Here is a 22512-nt window from a genome sequence, read left to right on the forward strand (position 1 = left end):
TTATAACAGATTTTAATACTCTCTATTAATATAACAAATATTATTATTAAATGCCACCATAATATCTATATAAAAATTCTATAACCGTAATAATTTTTGTTTTCAGCTGCATATTAAATTATTGTAAATTTTAAAATATAACTGGATATATCGTTTTTACCATTGAAATTAAAAATACTAAATAAAAGAAAAAACCTTACCTAGTTTGTAAGGTTTTTTCTTACATTTCAGGCTACATTTGTAGCTATTTTTATATGTGAATTGTGAAAAATATTTACAAAGTTCATTTTCATGAAAATGCTATATTTTCACAAAATATCAATATCCACTATTTAAACATTAAGAAAAAAATAATATTATCTAATATTTAAAAAACTATTGACAACCTCCCCTCTGTAGTATATAATTTTACATGCTGATATAACACATAGTTTTCAGTTATTCAAATTTATATATACAATAATTCTAGGAGGAACATATTTTATGTTATCATTTTTAAAGCCTAAAGCTAAATCACATACAGTTCCTGCCGATAAAGTTATGCCAACTTATAAAAAATTAAGATTTATTTCTTTCCTTGGAGTATTCCTTGGATATATGGCATTCTATATTGTTAGAAATAACATCAGTTTATCGAGTAGTGATCTTAAAGCATCTTTAGGAATTTCTAAAACTCAAATGGGTGCAATCATGAGTTACATGTTACTTGCATATGGATTAAGTAAAGGATTCATGAGTAGTTTATCAGATAAAGCCGATCCAAAAAAATATATGGCTCTTGGACTTTTCCTTTGTGCATCTGTAAACTTAGCGCTTGGAGTTAGTCACACTGTATTCTTAGTATCAATCTTAGTAATCTTACTAGGACTTTTCCAAGGTATGGGAGTTGGACCAGCATTCATCACACTTGCAAGCTGGTACCCTAAAAAAGAACGTGGTCGTATGACTGCTCTTTGGAACATCTCTCACAACATCGGTGGAGGAATCGTAGCAAGTATCGTTACATTAGGTTTCTTCATCTTTGGTAAAGAACACTGGAAATTAGCATACTACGTATTCCCAGCAATTATCGCTATTATCTTCGTTATCATCATCCTTGTTTTAGTTAAAGGAAAACCAGAAAACGAAGGTCTACCAACAATGGAAGAAATCACTGGTGAAACTCAAAAAGTAGAAGTAAAACACGTACCAGAAGAAGCTGCAAACTTAAGTGCAGGACAAATCTTCGTAAACTACGTATTAAAAAACAAACACGCTTGGTATGTATCTCTAGTTGATACATTCGTATACTTAATTCGTTTCGGATTAATCTCTTGGCTTCCAATCTACTTATTAGAAACTAAAGGATTCACAAAAGGACAAATGGGTATCGCCTTCACATTATTCGAGTGGGCTGCTATTCCATCAACACTTCTTGCTGGATACCTATCTGATAAAGTATTCAAAGGTTACCGTATGCCTCCAGCAATCGGTGCAATGGTTATCATTTTCTTCTGTCTAATCGGATATTGGGAAAGTACTTCTCTAGTATGGGTAATCGTATTTGCCAGCCTTTCTGGATGTCTAATCTATGTACCACAATTCTTAGCATCAGTTCAAACTATGGAAGTTGTTCCATCATTTGCTGTTGGTAACGCAGTTGGTCTAAGAGGATTCATGAGTTACATCGTGGGTGCTTCATTCGGTACTTGGTTCATCGGATTCGTTGTTGACCGTGTAGGATGGTCTGGAGGACTTTACGTTCTTCTATCATCTGCAGTTCTTTGTATCGTATTCGCAGTACTAAGTCACCGCGGAGCTAAAGAATTAGCACATAAATAATTAAAAATTTAAAACATCAAAAAGCACTGAACAAAATCGTTCAGTGCTTTCTTATTGTTAGGGGCTGACCCAAAAGTCCTAAATTTTAACAAAGTGTATATGAGAACTCATAGACGCAGTGGTTTATTGACATCTAAATTCGCTTTATAAAAGCTTTTTAGATATCTAATAAACTGTGCGGGGGGGGACTCTAAAAAATCAATTTCTCCGAAACACGATTTTTGAGTCACTCCCTCTTACTTGCATGTTATATAGTTTTCAATATTGTAATCTCGCGGATCTAATTCTATATCGTTTCCTAAAATTATATTCGCTACACTATAACCTATTATTGGACCTGTAGTTAAACCTGAAGAACCAAGTCCACTAATTGCATAAACATTTTTCAATGTTGGAACTTCACCAAAGAACGGAGAATAATCACTAGTATAAGCTCTAATTCCAACACGTTCATTTATTATCTCTGCATTTTTTAATTCACCTAAGAAGTTTTCCGCTTCTTTGCCAAAAGCATCAAGTTGCTGTTTATCAACAGTTAAATCAAAGCCCATATCATTTTCGTGTGTCGCTCCAACACTAACAACACCTTTTTCAAATGGAATAATATCCAATTCACCCTCAGGCATAATAACTGGATAAGAGCCTGTATTCTCATCAGAAACTTTATAATCTCTCAGTTGACCTTTTTGCGGACGAACATCAACATTAAATCCAAGGGGCTCTAATATATCTTTTAACCATGCTCCAGTCGCAAGAACAACAGTATCAAAAATCTGTCCATTAATCTCATATTTATCTCCCACAACCTTTAGACTAACTTTTTCTTTAACAAGATTAGCTTTTGAAGCAGTAAGTAAGGTATTAACGAACCTCTCTCCTTCTACACGTCCACCACCACTCGCATACAGTACATCTCCATTATTATCGAAGCTAGGAATTATCTTTCGAACCTCTTCTTTCGTAATTATCTCTAAATCTCCTATCATCGGCGATAATTCTTTACGACTTTCAGCAAGTTCTTTTAACTCGGGTAACTTATCTTCATTTTTTTTCAATAAATATACTCCACATTGTGAATAAAAGTCAGTATTATAACCAGCCGCTTCTAAATCTTTAACTAATTTCAAATAAAAATCAGCCCCTAATCTAGCCATTTTATACCAAGGTTTATTACGTCTTTTAGAAAACCACGGACTTATAATACCAGCCGACGCTTTTGTAGCTTGACCAACGCCATAATCAAAAACTACTATTTCATTTTTTTGTTCTTTTGACAAATAATAAGCACATGTAGCCCCTACTATTCCCCCACCTACTACTGCTATTTTCATAAGATACCTCGCTTTTTATTTTATTAATCTACTAATTAAAATTATAACTCAAAAAATTTATAGAGTAAACTTTAACTTTGAACAAGATATGATATAGTATAATTATTACAGAACGAATAGAAAAAAGAAGTACCAAGTTTTTTCTCAATACTTCTTCTTTGATGTTTTTTTAATCAGCACTTTCCCTCTGATTTTTATTATCTTGCTTTTTGACCGTCATTGAATTTACCATCTGTACCATATAGATACATAGCATACCCATCAGTACCATCTGGTTTTGTTACTAAGTGCCAAGCATATCCGTGAGGAGTATTTTTCTGGAAATCATTAAAGTCCATTTTACCATTTGTAACGTCATCAAGCATGTGTGCTCTACCACTTCTATAAGCTGGGTCTAACGCGTCATCATTGTCAAATACCCCAAGGTCACCATCTACATCGTAGTTCCCTGTAATCTTACCAAATGTGAATCCCCACTCTTTAAGTTGCGCACGAGACCACTTAACATTAGCTGGCATACCAGCTTCAAGATCTGTATTTTTAGGAGTTACCACTGGAGTTACTGGCTTAGTAGGCTCTGTTGGAGTCACTACAGGTTTAACAGGTTCTGCTGGTGTTACTACTGGAGCAACTGGTTTAGCAGGCTTATCTGGAGTTACTACAGGTTCATCTGGAGTATCAGGAATAACCGGCTGAATTGGTTTGGCTGGCGCAACTGGTTTAGTAGGATTTAGTGGTATCCTAGGTCTTGTTGGTACTACAGTATTAATAGTTTTTACGTCTACCTCAACTGCATAATCTTTGTCTAATACCGCAGGGAATCCTTCTAATTTATCCGCCACAAAGTTGTACTGTTTAAGTACTTCTTTTACATACTCAAGACTTACTTTTGTACCAGCATCAACATTTTTGTAAACACCTACTGTAAATACACGAGGTTGACCGTTTAGTGTTACGTGTACATTTACTTCTAGATTTACTTTCTTAGCATTAGGATTAATTGGTGTAGTCGGCACCGTTGGTGTTACCACTGGGTTAGTTGGAACTGTTGGATTTGATGGAGCAGTTACCACTGGAGCAACTGGGTTAGTCGGTTCAGTTGGCGCTGTTGGTGTTACTGTTGGTGCAGTGTCTCCATTATCATATTCAAAGCTTACGCTACCTTTAATTTTATGTCCTCTTACTTCTTTATTAAAATCTACTCTATCGCTCACAGCAGTAGTTTTCGGTAAAGATTTAAGTTTATTTGAATCTTCTTCAAAATTAACTTGAATTTCTTTCACCTCTCCTGCTTTCAAATCTCCAAAAGAAACAACCTTACTACCTGCAGTATCTACTGAATAAGTTGTTCTAACATTTTGAACATTTGAAGACGCACTAACACGAATTACTGCACCAGCTTCATTTTCTAATACTTCTGCATTTACTCTATTTGTTGAAAGTGCATTTTCTTCTTGTTTGTCTTCTTTGGCATTAACTACATTTTGTATATTACCTGTAAATGATGTTACAGATAAACTTGCAACCGTTATTGCCGATAAAACTCTTTTTGTATTTTTGTTCATTATATATACCTCCATAAAGTATCTCTTCTATAATTAAATTATAAAAAATTTATTTAATCATGAAAAAATAATTGCTTTTTATACTCTTTTAGCCATTATTATATCAAAAAAAAAAAAAATCAATGATTTTTTATATGAAAATAATTCATTCATAAAGAATCAGAATAATTATAAGCCCATTAAATCTAAATAGCTATTAAATCAAAACTTTCTTAATTATATTTTTCATATAAAGCAAAAAAGCGCAACTCAAAAATTATCTATTTTTAAATTAATCTCTCTATAAATATTTCCGTGAATTTTGCGTCATTTAACATTTTTTTACGATAAAAAACTCTTTCAATTTATCATCATAGTTTTATTTTTTTACCTATTTTCCGTAACAATTTAACTTTAAACAAAATTTTTTAAGAAAAATTATATCAAAGTCTTTCTAATTTCTATACAAACTACACGATACTCTTTCTTGTTATTAATATTTTATAGACTTATACTGCATATCATATTATAATAGTACTTAAGTCAAATGACTATAAAATTATAATTTACAGGAGGTAAACTATGACTGAAATGAAATTAATACCAAGAAATGAAGTCGAAGAGAAATATACTTGGGATATGACTCTTCTATATAAAACTGATGAAGATTTTAAAGCGAGCCTTGCGAATATTAAAAAAGAAATCTTAGATTTCAAGGCTACTTACGAAGGAAAATTAACGGATCATGCTACTTTAGATACTGCCGTTAAAAAATACGAAGAACTATATGAAGAATATTATAAACTATCTCACTATGCGGAATTACCAATGGCAGTGGATAGATTTAATGACAATGTAGTGCAAAATGTAACACTATTTGAAGATGTTTATACTTTATGGGCAGGAAATTTAAGTTTCTTCGATACTGAACTTGTAGAACTAGATGAACAATTCATTAAAGATTTCGTGAAAAACTATCGCCCTGATTTAGAATATTACTTTGAAAAAATTGTTCAGGAGAAAAAACATACATTATCAAAAGAGGCTGAACAAGTAATCGCAAACTACGAGAGTCTTCCTGGTTATTTCAATCTATATGAAGTAACTAAGCACGAAGATATGCAATTTGATAGCTTTGAAGCAAACGGAAAAACTTTCGAAAACAGCTTCGTACTATACGAAAACTTACACGAAATGGATAATGACGCTGAAGTACGTCGTAATGCTGCGAAAAGTTTTTATAAAACATTAAACGCTTATAAAAACACTTCAGCAAATGAATATATTTCACAAATCAAAAAAGAAAAAATGCTTGCTACAATGCGTGGTTATGGTAGTGTTATCGACTACCTATTAGCTTCTCAAGATGGTAACCGCGAACTATATGATCGTCAAATCCGTACTCTTATGACAGATTTAGCACCTCATGTCCGACGTTACATTAAGCTTCTAGCTCGCGAGCACAAAATTGAAGATATGCAGTTTGCAGACTGTAAAATCAACCTTGATCCAGATTTCGAAATTGATATGACTATCGACGAATCTCGTTCTTACCTTAAAAAAGCACTTGGTGTTCTTGGTGAAGACTACGTTAAAATGATTGATGAAAGTTATGATAAACGTTGGACTGACTTCCCTCAAAATATTGGGAAAAGCACTGGTGGATTCTGCGCAACAGTTCCTAATGTAGCTGGATTTATCCTTCTTTCTTGGACTGGAAAAATGAATGAAGTTTTTGTTCTTGCTCACGAGCTTGGACATGCATATCACTTCATGAGTACAGGAAAACACCAAACAATGTTAAATAATGATTGCCCACTTTACTTCGTCGAAGCTCCATCAACTTGTAACGAGGTTATTGTATCTAACTACCTGCTAAAAACTAACACTGACGCTCGTTTCAAACGTTGGGTTATCAGCAACATGATTAGTAGAACATACTTCCACAATATGGTAACACACTACTTAGAAGCTGTTTATCAAGATAGAATCTACAAAATGGTAGATAACAATGAAATGTTAACTGCTGATGTTCTTTCTGAAGTAAAACGCAACGTAATGGAAGAATTCTTCGGAGATAGTTTAGTAGTTAATGAAGGTGCAGAGCTTACTTGGATGAGACAACCTCACTACTACATGGGACTATATCCATACACTTACTCTGCAGGATTAACAATCGGTACAGCTATCGCTAATAAGATCGATAATGACAGTTCTTATGCCGACACTTGGTTAAATGTTCTTTCTAAAGGAAGCAGCATGTCAGCACTAGATCTTTCTAAACTTGCAGGTTGTGATGTAAGTACTGATGAACCACTTAAAGAAGCAATTGCTTATGTTGGTCACCTAGTAGATGAACTTTACAACTTAACAGATGAATTAAATAAATAAGGAGTGACTCAAAAATCGTTATTTCGGAGAAATCGATTTTGTCGAGTCACCCTTGCACAGTTTATTAGATATCTAAAAAGCTTCTATAAAGCGAATTTAGATATCAATAAACCACTGCGTTTATGAGGAGTGACTCGATAGAATTAATTACAAAAAATCAATTTCGTCGAATCACTCCTATTTTATTATATATTTAACTATGATATACTTTAACAAAGTAGTAATTTGAAGGAGTTTTATATGCATAACAGTTGGAATGAAGTATTTAAAAATTATCCAAAAATAGATGAACTTAATAAATTGATAGAAAAAATAGATGAAAAACGTCTTACTACTACTATCTATCCTCCAAAAGAGCAAGTTTTTAGGGTTTTTGACTTAGCATTAGAAGATATTAAAGTCGTAATATTAGGTCAAGATCCTTATCATAATCCTGAGCAGGCATGCGGATTAAGCTTCTCTGTAAATGATGGTGTACCACTCCCTAAAAGTCTTATAAATATTTACAAAGAGCTTCATGATGATTTAGGTATAAATCCAGCAAAAACAGGAAATCTTGAATCTTGGTTTAATCAAGGTGTATTTCTGCTTAACGCTGTTCTTACTGTTGAAAAAAATTCTCCTGCGAGCCATAGTAAAATGGGATGGGAAAATTTTACGGATTACATAATTGAAACTATTTCTGAAAAAAATGAAAATGTAGTTTTTGTTTTATGGGGAGCTTATGCAAGAAGTAAAAATAAACTAATTGATTCTTCAAAACATTTGATTATTGAATCAGCACATCCAAGTCCATTATCTGCATACAGAGGCTTTTTTGGAAGCAAGATTTTTTCTCAAATTAATGATTATTTAGAGTTGCACAATAGAAAAACTATAAACTTTGAATTAAAAATGAAAACAAATGAACAAATTTCATTTTTTTAAAAAACTTTAAAAATTTTAAGTATATTTTAAGTACAAGGTTTATAATGGTTACCTAAACAAAAGTAATGAAATTTCATTCTTAACGACACTTGTCGTTTCTCCCTTTTAAGTTTGAAATTATTTTTGTTTAAACCAATATTTCGGTTAATTCTTTATGATATTAACAGATAATAAAACTTTTTAATTTTTTTCATAATGTGGCTTGTCGCTCCCTAGGCAAGCCATTCTCCCTTTTAAAGAGTTGAAAGACTCTTTTGTTATTTGTATATAAGATTAGATATAAACAAGCAAGAAATTGCTTAGAACTTAATTTAGTTCATCCGAAAAACGTGTTTCCCAAACACGTTTTTTTATTATATTTTTTAAAAAAGACCTCAGACACTATGTCTGAGATCTTTTGTCTATTATGCAGCTCTTCTATATCCTGCTTTTTGAGCTGCTTCTTCTGAATTAAATACTAATAAGTTAGTAGCAGCGACATTATTATAAGAAGGATGTGTTGGGGTATAGTAGTATCCACTCTTTTTACTAGCTCTAACTATGACTTTTCTATGTTGTTGTACCTGTTGTTGAGGTTGTTGATTTTGAACTACTTGAACAACTTCATTTTTTTCACCATCTTTCTCATCTATTCTTTTTTTCGATGAAGGTGGTGGAGCTATCTGTTGTTCCCTAGTCTCTGATGAATTTTCTTCTTTTTTCTCTTCAGAAGATTGTTCCTCTACTTTTTTATCACGTTCTTCTTTTCTCTCTTGGAAAGTTTTTCTTTGTTCTTCCTTTTTAGCATCACTAAAATGATTAGTCATTAACATTGTTAACATCATAACAAGTGCACTTACAGCACCTAAGACAACTTTTTTCAAACGCGTTTTTCTTTGAATAAGTTTTACAATAGGCGGGCACAGTAACACAAGACTTAGTACAAACACAACAATAGCATAGCCAATGCCGTGAGTAAACACCATACTAAGTGATATTATCATAAATACTAAAAAGATAAACCACAAAATAACTTGTCCATGTTCTTTCATGAATTTATTCACAATATTTCTCCTTAAAAATAATCACTTACCTATTTTAACACTTTCTTAGCTAATAGACAATTATTTTTATAAATAACTATATTTTCTATAGAATTTGTTAATTCCCAAAGTAAATTCCTGTTCAAAGTAAACCTGGAATTTAAACTAAAACTTATATTAAGAATTTAACTCTTATATAATTTACACCTTTTTAGACTTAGTTGACTCAAAAATTCTATTTTTCAAACTACAGAAATTCATAACCTCAATGATTTATTAATATCTAAATTCACTTTTTAAACACCTAATATACTTTGCGAAGTAACACTCCAAACTCGATTTCTAGAAAATCACGTTTTTTGATTCACTCCCTAAAATTATTTCCTAGAAACAACCATAGAGATACCTTGACCTCCACCTATGCAAAGAGAACATAGCCCTTTTTCTTTATTGTCTTTAATTAGTGCATGCACTAATGTAACTAAGACACGGCAACCACTTGCTCCTATTGGATGTCCTAGCGCTATTGCACCACCACGCGTATTAACCTTAGCAACGTCTAAATTTAATAATCGTGTTACAGCTATAGATTGCGCTGCGAAGGCTTCATTAATTTCGAATAAATCAATATCTTCAATATTTAAGCTTAATTTTTCTAACACTTTTTGCGTTGCAGGAACAGGTCCTAGTCCCATTACCCTATTATCTAGACCTGCTGATGCATAACCTTCAATGTAACAAAGAACATCTAAACCTAGTTCTTTGGCACGTTTTTCACTCATTAGAATAACACAAGCAGCTCCATCATTAATTCCTGATGCATTCCCCGCTGTTACAGTTCCATCTTTTTTGAAAGCTGGACGTAATTTAGCTAGGCTTTCTAATGTTGTATTTACGCGAACATATTCATCTGTATCGAAAACAATCTCTTCTCGTCTTGTTTTAATAATTATAGGAGCAATTTCCTCAGAAAATAGATTATTCTCAATTGCTAAGGCTGCCTTTTTTTGACTTGCTAGAGCAAATTCATCTTGTTCTTCTCTTATAATATTATATTGCTCTGCGATATTTTCAGCAGTAATACCCATGTGATAATTCTCAAAAGCATCAGTCAGACCGTCATTAATTATAGTATCTTCTAATTCGAAACTACCAAGTTTTTGACCAAAACGAGCATTTTTCGTATAATGTGGTGCCGCACTCATATTCTCTACTCCACCACAAACTACGATATCATTATCTCCTACCATAATAGATTGAACTCCAAGAACAACGCTCTTTAGTCCTGATCCACAAACTTTATTAACAACAAAGGCACTTTTCTCTTTCGGAATACCTGCATTAACAGTGATTTGTCTTGCTACATTTTGACCAAGACCAGTCTGCAATACGTTACCGAATATAATTTCATCAACAAGATTTGGATCTAGATTTACACTTTCTAATGCTTGTTTTACAAGATCTCCACCAATTTTCGCGGCAGAAACATCTTTTAAACTTCCTCCGAAACTTCCTATAGCAGTTCTTTTAGCACTTACAATAGCAACTCTATTCATGTTTTTTATCTCCTAAATTTAGTTTACTAGTATATTTTACTATAAAAATTACGCTTCTTCAAATAATGTTATAACACTAGACTGATTCTAAAAATTACACCATTGTAATATTTATTAAATGATTTTGTAATATAAATGTAATATTTTTGTAATAAAAGGTTGTTTTTTGTAATTTATAGATGTATAATATAAGTATAAAGAAATTATACAAAAAGAAGGTGGAGAATATGAACAAACTTCTAAAAATAACAGGTGTATTTATTTTAGGAATAGGGCTTATGACTGGTTGTACAGATAAGGTGGCACAAAAAATTAATAATAACAATAATAATATAACTAACGAAGTAACGACTACCGAAGAAACACCAACTTCTTTAGCTAACCTACAAAAAGAAGTTGAACATATTAAACAAACAGATACTAACATTAGTACAAATACTATAAATAAAAAACCTAAAGCCCAGATAGCAACTCCTGCTAGAAAAAATACTACTCAAACTAGAAAACATAACCTAGCTAAAGCTGGAGAAATTTTACAGCCTATGTCATACGGAATGTTAAATCTAGAAGGTAGCAGTACTGCCAATGTAGTGAGATTTATCGCTAGTAACGATAGCAGCAACAATGTAGTAAAACAAATGAACATGACTAAAGTACTGGACTTACTAAATACATACAATGCACAAACATTCCATAAACAAGACGTACTCCAAAGATTACAAAATGATAAAGCAATTGAATTTGTTCAGTTAAATAATAAGGTTACTGATTTCAGCAAACAAAACTTAGAAAAATTGATAAATCATAAAAATAAAGTAGTATATTTCGCAAAAGATCAAGTATTCTTAGTTAAAAGTGATATAGGATATGGAGGCGCTACTGACGCAATATTCATGCCGGTAGAAAAATGGGAAGTTAAAGGAGACAGAGTTCTTATTCCATACGAAAACATCGCTACTAGAAAACCTGTAGGTATGATGACACTTCGCTTGAATAATAAAAATTATGAGAGCGGAGCAAATAAAACAATGTATTATGTAGAAAAATTCGAATTATATTAAAAGAACAAAAAACGACTTGAGAAAATCTTATTCTCTAGTCGTTTTCATTATTTTATTTACTATATTTCTCTACTATTTTCTTAGCACTAGCTAAGTTCATGTGTTTTTCATTTCTAAGTTCTTCTACGATTAATTCAATATTATCATTAGTAGCTCCAGCTAAAATCGCTAAAGATTTTGCATGTAATTTCATATGACCTTTTTGAATTCCATCTCCTACCAACGCTTTTAGCGCTGCTAGATTCTGAGCTAATCCGACAGAAACAAGTATACTCGCTAATGTTTTCGCGTCTGGATTGTTTAATAATCCTCTAGCAACTTTTACAGTAGGGTTGATTCCAATAGATCCACCTACACTAGCAACCGGCATCGGTAACGTGATTTTTCCTATAAGCATCTTAGCCTCTTCATCACAACGCCAAGTAGAAAGTCCTTGGTACTTACCGTCTTTAGCTGCATAGCTTTGACACGCCGCTTCTATAGCTCGCCAATCATTTCCACTCGCTATTACAACACTATCGATACCATTGAAGATACCCTTGTTGTGAGTTGCTGCTCGATAAACATCAGCTTTAGCAAATTTACTAGCCAGTTCAATTCTTTTCGCAAGATACTCTCCATTTTCCCCTAAGTTTTCGAATGGAATAGAACATTTTGCTGTAACTAGTGAACGTGTCGCATAATTCGATAAAATCGCCATTAAAGCTACACTCTCAGTTAGTGATTCTAAGGAAACTTTAAGTGCCTCTAGCATAGTATTTAACATATTTGCTCCCATCGCCTCTAAAGTGTCAACGATAAGGTAAACAACTACGAAATCTGTTCCATCTTCTGATAAAACTTTAACCTCGATATCACAAGCACCTCCACCACGAGCTACGATAGACGGATAAGCTTCATTCGCCGTTTTTAAAAGCAAATCTTTACTTTGTAAAATACGTTCTGCCGCTTCATCAGCATTAGCTATATTATATAAAGCTACATGCCCTACCATCTTCCTATCTAGTACTTCTGTTTTGAAACCACCAGATTTCGCTACGATTTTCCCAGCATTACTACAAGCAGCAACTACCGATGGTTCTTCCGTAACGAATGGCACCACATACTCTTTATTATCAACGACAAAATTTGGCACAACGCTAAAAGGTAGCGAGAAAGTTCCTATTACATTCTCAACCATATTATTAGCCATATCAAAGTCTAAAACTTCATTATTTTTTAAAACAGAAAGATATTCTTCACTTAAAATATCAGCTTGTTCAATAACCTCTAAGCGTTCATTAATATTTTTTTTATAAAATCCACTCCAAATTTTTCCCATGATTTCCCCTGTTAAAATTGTTTTTTATATACTCGCTTATGATTTTCTATTTTTTCTAAGATAAATCTGCTTTCATCTTTAATATCAGAAATATCTAAGTTTCCTTCTTCATCCACTGTAGTATCTCTGAAGAACATTTTTTCGTATTCATCTATTGAGATACGTGTTCTCTTATCGAAATCATCAAAACGATTATTTCTTAATTGATCTTTATAACCCTCTACTAGAGTTAAACTGAATACTTCCGCAACAGCTCCACTTCCATAACTGTATAAACCAATCTTGTTCCCTGCTTCTAATGTGTTATTATTCTCTAGTAATGATAATAACCCTAAGAATAGAGATCCTGTGTATATATTACCTACACGTTGGCTATATAATATAGACTCATTAAAACGAGTAAGTAATTCTTCTTTCTTCTCTTCTTCAGCTTGTTCTAATAATAGAGTTAAACCTTTTAATCCTAATTTAGGATATGGAAGGTGTAGGCATACCGCTGAGAAGTCATTAAGGCTTTGTTTAGTTTTCTCAATATATCTATTCCAAGTAGTTGTTAAACAATCAAGGTATTGTTCAGTAGAAAATCTTCCTTCTACAAAAGCATATTGTGAATAGTTCGGACGCCAGAAGTCCATAACGTCACGAGTTAAACAAACATTATCATTGTTGAACTCTAAAATTCTTGGATTACTACTTACTAACATAGCGCAACTTCCTGCACCTTGTGTAGATTCTCCAGAAGATTTAACACCGTATTTCGCAATATCACTAGCGATAACCAGTACTTTTGACTCTGGATTATTCATAACATGATTTTTAGCAAAATCTAATGCCGCAGTTGCTCCGTAACATGCTTCTTTCACTTCGATAGCACGTACAAATGGTTGAATATCTAATAGACCGTGAATAAATACTGAAGAAGCCTTACTTTGGTCAACTCCAGACTCAGTCCCTACGATAATCATATCAATTTTTTCTAAATCATCTTTGTCCAGTATATCATATGCAGCTTGTGCTCCAAGAGTTACTATATCTTGAGACACAGGAGGAATGCTCATTTCTAGTTGTAATAAACCTTTTGTGAATTTATCAGGTTCAATTCCTCTAGCTGTCGCTAAATCACGAATATCTAAATAATAATTTGGCATCGCAAAGCCAATCTTATCAATTCCTATTTTCATTATCAAATTCCTTTCGATTAATTCGAATTATTTATCTATACAAATTCCCAACTATATTATACTATTAAACCTTTGAAAATTAAAGTCTAATAGCTATAAACTTCCTATCATGATTTAAAATATTTCATGCAAATACTATTGTATAAAATTTTTTCAAAATAGTCTATAGATAGCCATTAAAAATTAAAAATCTTAAGTACACCTATTATAAAATACACACGTATTATATACACAAAATACAATATTCACCCCTATCTTTTCTACTCCTTAAAACATAAACTTATTTCTTTGCTATATTTCAATACAACTATGCTATCAACAATACTTATCTAATTATTGTTAAAAATAAAAAATAGTTTCTTTTAAATAAAAAATTTTTTTTGTAAGCATTTTTGTTGTTAATTTTTAATATTTTTCTTATAATAGTTATATATCGATTAAAACCCCGGGAGGATTATTACTATGACATTTAAATTACCTGAATTACCTTATGGATTCGATTACTTAGAACCAGTTATCGACGCTAAAACTATGGAAATTCACCACGATAAACACCACGCTGCTTACGTTAACAACTTAAACGCAGCTTTAGAAAAACACCCAGAATTCGAAGCTAACTGCATCTGTGGTCTATTAAAAAACATCGATAACGTACCCGCTGACATCCGTCAAGCTGTTATCAACAATGGTGGTGGACACCACAACCACAGCCTATTCTGGCAATCACTAACTAAAGCAGATTCTTCTGAATTCGCTGGATTAGTTAAAGAAAAAGTTGAAGCTGAACTTGGTGGATACGAAGAATTCGTTAAGAGCTTCTCAGCTGCAGCTGCTACAAGATTCGGTAGTGGTTGGGCATGGCTTGCTTTAGATAAAGAAGGTAAATTAGTTGTTACTTCTACAGCTAACCAAGACTCTCCATACTTAACAGGTCTTACTCCAATTCTTGGATTAGACGTTTGGGAGCACGCTTACTACCTAAACTACCAAAACCGTCGTCCAGACTACATTAAAGAATTCTTCCGTGTTGTAAACTGGGATTTCGTTAACGAACGCCTAGCTAAACACTTAGAAAAATTAGGTAAATAATTACATAGATAAAAAAGCATCTAGGAAATTTAATTTCCTGGATGCTTTTATTCAGCAGTTTCTAAAGTAAATTTTCAATTTCAACATAATCACTTATAATCTTATTTATTTCAATCATAAGGTCTGTATTATCTACAGATTTTCTTGTTTTCTTTATATACTTTGGCAACCCATTATAAACAGCTTATTATCTAAGTAACTTCTCAAAGTAACTTCCACCTACCTAATCAAAGTGAAAACTACTCTGGAATGATTTTTTGCGTTGTAATTAAGTGTGAAACATTTAAATTAGAAATAAGACCAACTATGATAAAGCATAAATATCTTACCCTTTTATATCGTAATGATATCCAATTAGGCTTAGAACGCGATGAACCCTTCAAAGTTATTAGGCGAGCTATACTAAAAGACCTAACTACTGTTTCTAAAAAAATCAAACTAAAAAGACAAGGATTGAGGATATAGAATATCCTTAACCCTTGTCTGCTTCATTTTCTTTTACAAGATCTTTTTGCGAATCTTTTTCAGATAGTTTTTGATCGATATATTTATTAATAATTTCATAAAATTCCTTGGTCGCTTCACTATCTAATTTTGTCGAATTCTGAACTTGATTAACTTTCAATTGAATAGATTGAATACCGTAAGAGGCTTGTTTTTGATGAATTATTTCTAATTCTTCTTCTGAAATCGGGTCACCAACAATTGTCAAGACCAATTCATTGTCCCTTGACTTGTAGACTTGATTGATAACCGTATGATTGGCAAACTCTTTTCCTACAAACTGTTTGACACCTTCTTTTCGCGCTTGTTCTATAGTCAGAGTAACTGCCGAATAACTGGCTGGAACAACCAATAATACAATCAAAGATATCAACCCAATTTTCATTTTAATGTTTAGCTCTTTGAATGAAGTTAAGGGAGATTTTCTCATTAAAATTTTTGCTCCAACAATGTTGGCTAGCATTATAAAGACACAGTTAATCAAGAAAAGATAGAGAGCTCCAAATAAAAATCGTAAATTTCCATTAGCTAAACCATAGCCGGCAGTACAGATAGGCGGCATCAGCGCTGTAGCAATAGCTACTCCTGGTACAATATTGTTTGCTTCTTTTTTTCTTGAACCAATCACACCAGCAATCCCACCGGCAATAGCAATTAGGACATCCCAAATCGTTGGAGAAGTTCGTGCAATCAACTCGCTACTTGCATAAGATAAGGGAGTAATCCAGAAATATAGAGTCGATACAAGTAAACTGACCAATACTTGAGTAAGTAAAACTCCTAGAGCTTGCTTGACTAAACGAATGTCAAAAATAGCTAAACCTAATCCTAGCCCAACAATCGGTGTCATAAGGGGTGAAATTAACATGGCTCCTATAATAACAGCTGTTGAATTCATATTTAGTCCGATAGAGGCAATAAAAATTGCACACATCAAAATCGCTGTATCTCTCGATCTAACATGAAGATCATCGTATAATTTTTCACGGTATTCACGTGTTGAATAATTTCCAGGCATCCGTTTCTCCTTTTATTTAATTTATTACTGTTTATCTATTGATGAGGATAAAGTGATTTTCTATCAAACATTACATATGTATTTAAATTTCCTTAGTTCTCACCTGTAAGTCTTTTAAAAAATATCTCTTTTTTCTAAACAAATAAAAAAGCATCTATCAATTGATTCTTTATATTATATCAAAAATTTCATAGTCTTTCACTAAGAATCCCCTCAGTTTAAAAGATTTTTATATCCTTTCCAAGATAGAGGACTGACAAAACTACTGTTTCCTTATTCTAAGAGCAAAGATGCCACAGATAGATAAGGTTACGCTCAACATCATTCCAGCAGCAATGACACCAATAACTTTTAAGATTAAGAAGTTACAACACTTAAAAGAATCACCCTATCCAACCTAATTTAATGACAATTTAAACTACATATTGTATAATGAAAGGCACTCTGTTAGGGCTGACCCAAAAGTCCTAACTTTTAAAAAATGTATATGATAACTCATAGACGCAGTGGTTTATTGCTATCTAAATTCGCTTTATAAAAGCTTTTTAGATATCTAATAAACTGTGCGGGGGTGACTCAACAAAATCTTGTTTCTCCGAAATCATGATTTTTGAGTCACTCCCTTACATTTGTTATTAAATAGTTTGAAGGAGAATTGATATTGAATAATTGGAAATTTATCGCTAGTTTTATCGGGGTATTCGCGGTATATGAAATACTCATGTTTCTGATGTGGTTAGGTTTAAAATGGATGATCTCACCTTTTGTTCCCCCTAAGGTTAAATTAGCTATTGGTGTAGTATTATTTATAGCTGCTAACTTTTCTATTGTAGCTTATATGTTAAGATTAGGGGCACCATGGGTAAATTATGGAAACGTTTGGTACTTCTACTTTCTAGATGGTGCTGTAATAGGTGTTATTTTATTGGTCGCTAAGTTATCACTGAAAATCTTTAAATTAAATCTTTCTCAAGGAATTAGTTTAAGCATAACTACTCTATATCTAGTAGGTATGACTGCTCTTGGATTATTTTGGGCATACTCACCTACTGTAATTAATAAGACTATTAAGGTTGATAAACATCTTGATAATCCTGTTAAAATTGCTATGGTTTCTGATCTTCATCTTGGAACATTTTTCTCAAATCCTCAACTTGAGAAACTGAACAAGATTATTGATGAGGAGAAGCCAGATGCTGTAGTTATCGCAGGAGACCTTATGGACGATGATATGGTTATGTACAAAAAGCGTAATATGCAAGAAAACCTAAGCAAATTAAAAGCTCCACTAGGTGTTTACACTACAATGGGAAATCACGACCGCGACGCACTAGAAATAGTAAACGAAGTTAAAAAAACAGGAATAATCCCGCTATTTGATGAGAGTATCGCTATTAATAATGATGTTACTTTGGTTGGGCGTAAAGATAAGAGTGTCAGTCGCGATAGACTTGATACTGCCGACCTGCTTAAGAACGTTGATTTAAACAAGACTATTGTTCTTATCGATCATCAACCTGATGCTGTCGATTATCATGCTACCTTACCTATAGATGTTCAACTCTCTGGGCATACTCACCGCGGACAACTATGGCCATTAAACTTCATCACAGATATAGTTTATACTCTAGATCATGGCTACGCGAAAATTAATGGTAAACATTTCTTCACTTCTGCGGGTTATGGTTTCTGGGGACCACCTTTTAAAACTACAGCCCGTAGTGAAGTATGGATGATTACTATTGAAGGAAAATAATCAATTATTATAGAAGAAACTCAACAGTTCGATTCATAAAAATCGATTTGTTGAGTTTCTTGTTTTTCCTATCTATTTTTTTTAAAAATCTCTATTAATTTTTTCGCATCTTTTCCATTTAAAAAGTATGCTTTTCTTAATGCTGCAATGTTAAATGCATCATCTTGACTTAAATTTATAACTTTTTCTAATTCTTTTTTGTATGCCGGTGTTTGAAGCCTTTCAAATGCTTCTTTACTCTTTTCATTACGCTTTTTTATCTTATCTCTTGCGTTAGAAATCATCGCATAGACAAATATAAATCCTAGCATAATGTACAACATATTCATGTTCATCGCAATTACTTCCTTTGTTTTATTCTATATAAATATTATATAGGTTTTGTAGGTGCTTGTAAACATTTTAATTAACTTATTTATCGCTCATTCCTTCTAAAAATTGATTTTTCTACTATAATTTGTTATGATTAAGTGTACTTTAGTTAAAGGATTATTGAATAATGAAATTTTTAACAAATATTAACGATGAAAAATATACTGAATTTATAAAAAATCACAAACATGGTAATATGATGCAATCTATCGAGTGGTCTCACATTAAAAACACATGGGAGGCTATAAGAGTAGCTGTCGCAGATGAAAATGACAATATTGTAGCTGCTGTACAGATTCTAACTCGTCAAGGATTATGGTATGCTCCACGTGGTCCAATTCTTGATTATACTAATACTGAGCTACTTAATTTCTTTTTAACTAACCTTAAAAAATTCGCCAAAGACAAAGGTGCTAAAATGGTTAAATTAGATATCCCTATCGCGGTAAAAGATGAGAAGTTAGCGGTATTTACGGATGTCGAGGTAGATAGAGAGAACAACAGTCTTATTAAAGTTTTCAAGGAGAATGGTTATAAACATAAAGGTTTCAGCCTTGATATGAGTAGCACTATTCAACCACGTTTTAACACAGTTACGAAGCTTGAACAGGAAGTTCCTGATCTTTTCCCAAAAGATACACGTCGCCTAATTCGTGATGCAGAAAAGAAATTCGTTGAAGTTAAACGTTGTGGTAAGGAGAATCTTGATGACTTTCTTTTTGCCCTAGCTTGTACTGAAAAAAGAAAAAATATCTCTCTTCGTGGGCGTGAGTATTTCGAAAACTTACTAGATACTTTTGGAGACAATGCTTTATTATACATTTCATATATAAATGTAGAAAAAGCTGTAAAAGAATGTCATTCTAGAAAAGAAACTATTGAAGCTGAAATTGAAGCTCTTGGAGAAAAATCGCCGAAGAAAAAACGTACTCTTCTTGAGCAAGTAGCCGGAATTGAAAAGCTAATCGTTTTATTCGATAGCTTAGAGATAGAAGATAAGAGCAAGGATCAGGTTATAAGTGCTGCGATTACTATCGCCTACGGTAACCATGCAGAAATTATCTACGCTGGTATGAATGAAGATTTCGCGAAACTTCCTGCCCAGTATAAGGTCTTTTCTGATACGATGAAAAAAGCTCAGGAAATGGGTGTTAAAGAAGTTTCTATGGGTGGAATCGAAGGAGATTTAAACGACAGTCTACTTGGTTTTAAATCAAAATTCGCACCAAACATCGTAGAATACTATGGAGAGTTCGATTTAGCAATCTCTCATGTATTTAATTTAATGTACAACTACGGATTACCATTAAGAAGAAAAGTATTAAAACTAATAAAAAGATAAAAAAACAAGTCTGTAAATCATTATGGTTTACAGACTGTTTATTTTAATCTACTGTTTTAATATATATAAAAAGAAAATTGTTATTATAATTTCCAAGTAATTTTGTTCATTATCCATCCAAATATAACTGAAACAGCTGCAATAATAAAGATTATATGTAATCCTTGATATGAGTGTTCTATACTGTTAATGCCATTAACTTGACTAGCATATACTAAACCATAGATTGATGCCATAAGAGTCTGGCCTAACGTTCTTAATAATAAGCTAAAAGTAGTCGCTATATTAAGTTGTTCTTTAGGTACAACTTCTTGGAATGCTACTTGTGCTGATGGGAAAATCAAACCATGGCCAAGTCCAAGGAAAGCACCACTAATCGAAATATAGTAATAAGAAACACCTATTGGAGCAAAGGCCATCATAAATACTGAAACAGCCATCGCCATAAAACCTATATTTATAAGTTTTTTAAATGACCATTTACTTATAAATTTAGCAGAAAATCTCGTTGCTAACATAACTGCGATAGAACTAAAAATCTGTGTCCCACCTGCCATAGTTGCACTAGTTCCTAATACAACCTGCGCCCACATTGGAGCGTAAATACTATATCCGATAGCAAAAGCATAGACCAACACCATAATTAAGTTTTTCGTAATGTAAGACATATTCTTTAACAGACTGATTGGCAGAATCGGTTCTGTTTCCTTTTTTTCCCACTTCCATAGTATATAACCACTAACAATTACAAATATTGCTAGTAAACTATTCATAAATATATTAAGCTTCGGAAGATTACTAATCCAATAAAGAATAACTCCCGAAATAATCACTAATAGTCCACTTCCAATGTAATCAACTCTTGGTTTTTGTGAAATTACAGTTTCCTTATAAAAAATTTGGATTAATACTAAAGAAACTACTGAAAATGGAACAAGGCTAAAAAATATCCAAGACCACCCTAATACATCGACTACAAAACCTCCAGCAATAGGACCTAAGATACTTGCCACACCATAGAAGGCTGTTACCCATCCTAAGGCAACGGCTCTTTCTTTCGCGTCAGGAAAAAGCTTAGCATATATTACAAAAGGAATAGAAATCATTCCTCCTATACCAATACCCATTAATCCTCTAGCAAATACCATCATCCAGATATTTACAGAAAATCCCCCTAGTATAGAAGCTATTGCGAAGATTAAAATTGATAATTGAAATGCTTTTTTATTACCTATTACTTCTCCAAGCTTACCCCAAAGAACCGTTGTCATAGCTATAAAAAATAATAACATGGAAGTTAACAGACCTAATTGATTTATACCATTTAAATCCTTAATAATTTGCGGTAATGCAGTATTCAACATTGTTGTATCAAGTCCACCTATAAAATTAGCTAAAAGCAAAGCTATCATAGATAAACGTTTTTGAATTTTCGTCATTGTATTTCCTTTCATTCTTTTCAATTTATTTTCAACACATTTATTTATTATATACTATCTTTTCTATTTTCGAAAGATTAAGTACCGATATAAAAATTAAAAGAGCTGTGCTCTTGATGATTCCACTAAAATCACAACTATTGAGTCAGCTCTTTATTTAATTATATTTTTTTAACGAACTCAGATTTTAGTTTCATAGCACCAAAACCATCAATTTTGCAATCGATATTGTGATCTCCATCAACTAATCTGATATTTTTAACACGAGTTCCTTGTTTTAATGTAGATGAACTACCCTTAACTTTTAAATCTTTAATTACAGAAACTGTATCTCCATCTTGAAGTACGTTACCGTTAGCATCACGATAAACTTTCTCCTCTTCTGCTCCACTAGCATCTTCTGGTGACCATTCATGAGCACACATAGGACACACTAGCATAATCCCATCTTCATAAGTATATTCACTTTTACATTCTGGACAATTAGGTAATGTCATTGTTTTCCTCCATAATATTTCAATTTTGTACAAGGGATATTATACCATAATGAGATATAATATCAAAATAATATCAAACAACTTACTCTTTCAAACCTTGATGTAATAATAATTCTAACAAAAAAATCTCTTTCCTAAAAATTTTTTAAAAAATCGTCTACTTTTGTAGGCAAAGTACTTGAATTTTTTTTAAAGAAGTAATAAAATATGTATTAAAGAGTTAATCACATTATATTTATTTGCGATTATTCTAAAATATAAAATATAAACAATAAAATTTAAAACAAAAGAGGAATCAAATTATGGTTAAATATGATTTATTAGTAGTAGGATTCGGTAA

Annotated in this window: 17 protein-coding genes; 7 read left to right on the forward strand and 10 right to left on the reverse strand. The window is 32.4% G+C overall.

The annotated features are described in order from the left end of the window. The first annotated feature begins 483 nt into the window (after positions 1–483). Positions 484–1821, forward strand: a complete 1338-nt coding sequence (locus tag RWQ74_RS00405) for an MFS transporter (RefSeq protein ID WP_314159813.1) — start codon at positions 484–486, stop codon at positions 1819–1821. Between the two features lie 236 nt (positions 1822–2057). Here the strand turns inward: RWQ74_RS00405 and RWQ74_RS00410 are convergent, their stop codons facing one another. Together RWQ74_RS00410 and RWQ74_RS00415 are read right to left on the reverse strand one after the other, a co-directional pair. Beyond that, entirely contained in the window at positions 2058–3152 is a 1095-nt protein-coding gene (locus RWQ74_RS00410) for an FAD-dependent oxidoreductase (RefSeq protein ID WP_314395761.1), read from the reverse strand. Positions 3153–3349: 197 nt separating this feature from the next. Further along, positions 3350–4717 carry a hypothetical protein gene (locus RWQ74_RS00415; protein WP_314395763.1) on the reverse strand — a complete coding sequence of 456 codons (1368 nt, stop codon included), beginning with the start codon at positions 4715–4717 and terminating at the stop codon, positions 3350–3352. Positions 4718–5278: 561 nt separating this feature from the next. Between RWQ74_RS00415 and pepF the strand changes: the two genes are divergently transcribed. Together pepF and ung are read left to right on the forward strand one after the other, a co-directional pair. Then, positions 5279–7087 carry an oligoendopeptidase F gene (pepF, locus tag RWQ74_RS00420; RefSeq protein ID WP_314395765.1) on the forward strand — a complete coding sequence of 603 codons (1809 nt, stop codon included), beginning with the start codon at positions 5279–5281 and terminating at the stop codon, positions 7085–7087. A gap of 240 nt (positions 7088–7327) precedes the next feature. After that, a complete protein-coding gene (gene ung / locus RWQ74_RS00425; protein WP_314395767.1) occupies positions 7328–8014 on the forward strand; it encodes a uracil-DNA glycosylase in 687 nt (228 codons plus the stop codon). 404 nt (positions 8015–8418) lie between these two features. Here the strand turns inward: ung and RWQ74_RS00430 are convergent, their stop codons facing one another. Both RWQ74_RS00430 and RWQ74_RS00435 read right to left on the reverse strand, forming a co-directional pair. Next, entirely contained in the window at positions 8419–9057 is a 639-nt protein-coding gene (locus tag RWQ74_RS00430) for an O-antigen ligase family protein (protein ID WP_314395769.1), read from the reverse strand. Between the two features lie 356 nt (positions 9058–9413). Then, positions 9414–10592, reverse strand: coding sequence for an acetyl-CoA C-acetyltransferase (locus RWQ74_RS00435; RefSeq protein ID WP_314395771.1), 1179 nt, complete (start codon positions 10590–10592; stop codon positions 9414–9416). Between the two features lie 227 nt (positions 10593–10819). Here RWQ74_RS00435 and RWQ74_RS00440 point away from each other — a divergent pair, with 227 nt between their 5' ends. After that, positions 10820–11653: a hypothetical protein gene (locus RWQ74_RS00440; protein WP_314395773.1), complete on the forward strand. Its 834-nt coding sequence runs from the start codon at positions 10820–10822 to the stop codon at positions 11651–11653. A gap of 52 nt (positions 11654–11705) precedes the next feature. Here the strand turns inward: RWQ74_RS00440 and RWQ74_RS00445 are convergent, their stop codons facing one another. Further along, positions 11706–12974: a hydroxymethylglutaryl-CoA reductase, degradative gene (locus tag RWQ74_RS00445; RefSeq protein WP_314395775.1), complete on the reverse strand. Its 1269-nt coding sequence runs from the start codon at positions 12972–12974 to the stop codon at positions 11706–11708. A gap of 11 nt (positions 12975–12985) precedes the next feature. Continuing rightward, entirely contained in the window at positions 12986–14155 is a 1170-nt protein-coding gene (locus RWQ74_RS00450) for a hydroxymethylglutaryl-CoA synthase (protein ID WP_314395777.1), read from the reverse strand. 462 nt (positions 14156–14617) lie between these two features. Between RWQ74_RS00450 and RWQ74_RS00455 the strand changes: the two genes are divergently transcribed. Next, positions 14618–15244, forward strand: coding sequence for a superoxide dismutase (locus tag RWQ74_RS00455; RefSeq protein WP_314395779.1), 627 nt, complete (start codon positions 14618–14620; stop codon positions 15242–15244). Positions 15245–15716: 472 nt separating this feature from the next. Here the strand turns inward: RWQ74_RS00455 and RWQ74_RS00465 are convergent, their stop codons facing one another. Beyond that, a complete protein-coding gene (locus tag RWQ74_RS00465) occupies positions 15717–16766 on the reverse strand; it encodes a DUF389 domain-containing protein (protein ID WP_314395781.1) in 1050 nt (349 codons plus the stop codon). A 661-nt stretch (positions 16767–17427) separates the two neighbouring features. On the opposite strand from RWQ74_RS00465, the gene RWQ74_RS00470 reads away from it, so the two are divergent. Further along, entirely contained in the window at positions 17428–18522 is a 1095-nt protein-coding gene (locus RWQ74_RS00470; RefSeq protein ID WP_314395782.1) for a metallophosphoesterase, read from the forward strand. Positions 18523–18590: 68 nt separating this feature from the next. Here the strand turns inward: RWQ74_RS00470 and RWQ74_RS00475 are convergent, their stop codons facing one another. Further along, the gene (locus RWQ74_RS00475) at positions 18591–18857 is read right to left on the reverse strand and encodes a hypothetical protein (protein WP_299321823.1); all 267 of its coding nucleotides are present in this window, start codon (positions 18855–18857) and stop codon (positions 18591–18593) included. A gap of 164 nt (positions 18858–19021) precedes the next feature. Here RWQ74_RS00475 and RWQ74_RS00480 point away from each other — a divergent pair, with 164 nt between their 5' ends. Beyond that, positions 19022–20236 carry a peptidoglycan bridge formation glycyltransferase FemA/FemB family protein gene (locus tag RWQ74_RS00480; RefSeq protein ID WP_314395784.1) on the forward strand — a complete coding sequence of 405 codons (1215 nt, stop codon included), beginning with the start codon at positions 19022–19024 and terminating at the stop codon, positions 20234–20236. A gap of 83 nt (positions 20237–20319) precedes the next feature. Here the strand turns inward: RWQ74_RS00480 and RWQ74_RS00485 are convergent, their stop codons facing one another. Beyond that, complete coding sequence (locus RWQ74_RS00485) at positions 20320–21690, reverse strand: MFS transporter (RefSeq protein ID WP_314395786.1); 1371 nt, start codon at positions 21688–21690, stop codon at positions 20320–20322. A 146-nt stretch (positions 21691–21836) separates the two neighbouring features. Then, a complete protein-coding gene (locus RWQ74_RS00490) occupies positions 21837–22172 on the reverse strand; it encodes a zinc ribbon domain-containing protein YjdM (protein ID WP_314084671.1) in 336 nt (111 codons plus the stop codon). Positions 22173–22512 lie beyond the last annotated feature (340 nt).

It is taken from the genome of uncultured Gemella sp. (assembly GCF_963525165.1).
Taxonomy (GTDB): Bacteria; Bacillota; Bacilli; order Staphylococcales; family Gemellaceae; genus Gemella.

Coding starts and splice junctions, on each gene's coding strand:
- RWQ74_RS00405 (WP_314159813.1), top strand. CDS start 484: ATGTTATCATTTTTAAAGCCTAAAGCTAAATCACATACAGTTCCTGCC.
- RWQ74_RS00410 (WP_314395761.1), bottom strand. CDS start 3,152: ATGAAAATAGCAGTAGTAGGTGGGGGAATAGTAGGGGCTACATGTGCT.
- RWQ74_RS00415 (WP_314395763.1), bottom strand. CDS start 4,717: ATGAACAAAAATACAAAAAGAGTTTTATCGGCAATAACGGTTGCAAGT.
- pepF (WP_314395765.1), top strand. CDS start 5,279: ATGACTGAAATGAAATTAATACCAAGAAATGAAGTCGAAGAGAAATAT.
- ung (WP_314395767.1), top strand. CDS start 7,328: ATGCATAACAGTTGGAATGAAGTATTTAAAAATTATCCAAAAATAGAT.
- RWQ74_RS00435 (WP_314395771.1), bottom strand. CDS start 10,592: ATGAATAGAGTTGCTATTGTAAGTGCTAAAAGAACTGCTATAGGAAGT.
- RWQ74_RS00440 (WP_314395773.1), top strand. CDS start 10,820: ATGAACAAACTTCTAAAAATAACAGGTGTATTTATTTTAGGAATAGGG.
- RWQ74_RS00445 (WP_314395775.1), bottom strand. CDS start 12,974: ATGGGAAAAATTTGGAGTGGATTTTATAAAAAAAATATTAATGAACGC.
- RWQ74_RS00450 (WP_314395777.1), bottom strand. CDS start 14,155: ATGAAAATAGGAATTGATAAGATTGGCTTTGCGATGCCAAATTATTAT.
- RWQ74_RS00455 (WP_314395779.1), top strand. CDS start 14,618: ATGACATTTAAATTACCTGAATTACCTTATGGATTCGATTACTTAGAA.
- RWQ74_RS00465 (WP_314395781.1), bottom strand. CDS start 16,766: ATGCCTGGAAATTATTCAACACGTGAATACCGTGAAAAATTATACGAT.
- RWQ74_RS00475 (WP_299321823.1), bottom strand. CDS start 18,857: ATGAACATGAATATGTTGTACATTATGCTAGGATTTATATTTGTCTAT.
- RWQ74_RS00480 (WP_314395784.1), top strand. CDS start 19,022: ATGAAATTTTTAACAAATATTAACGATGAAAAATATACTGAATTTATA.
- RWQ74_RS00485 (WP_314395786.1), bottom strand. CDS start 21,690: ATGAAAGGAAATACAATGACGAAAATTCAAAAACGTTTATCTATGATA.
- RWQ74_RS00490 (WP_314084671.1), bottom strand. CDS start 22,172: ATGACATTACCTAATTGTCCAGAATGTAAAAGTGAATATACTTATGAA.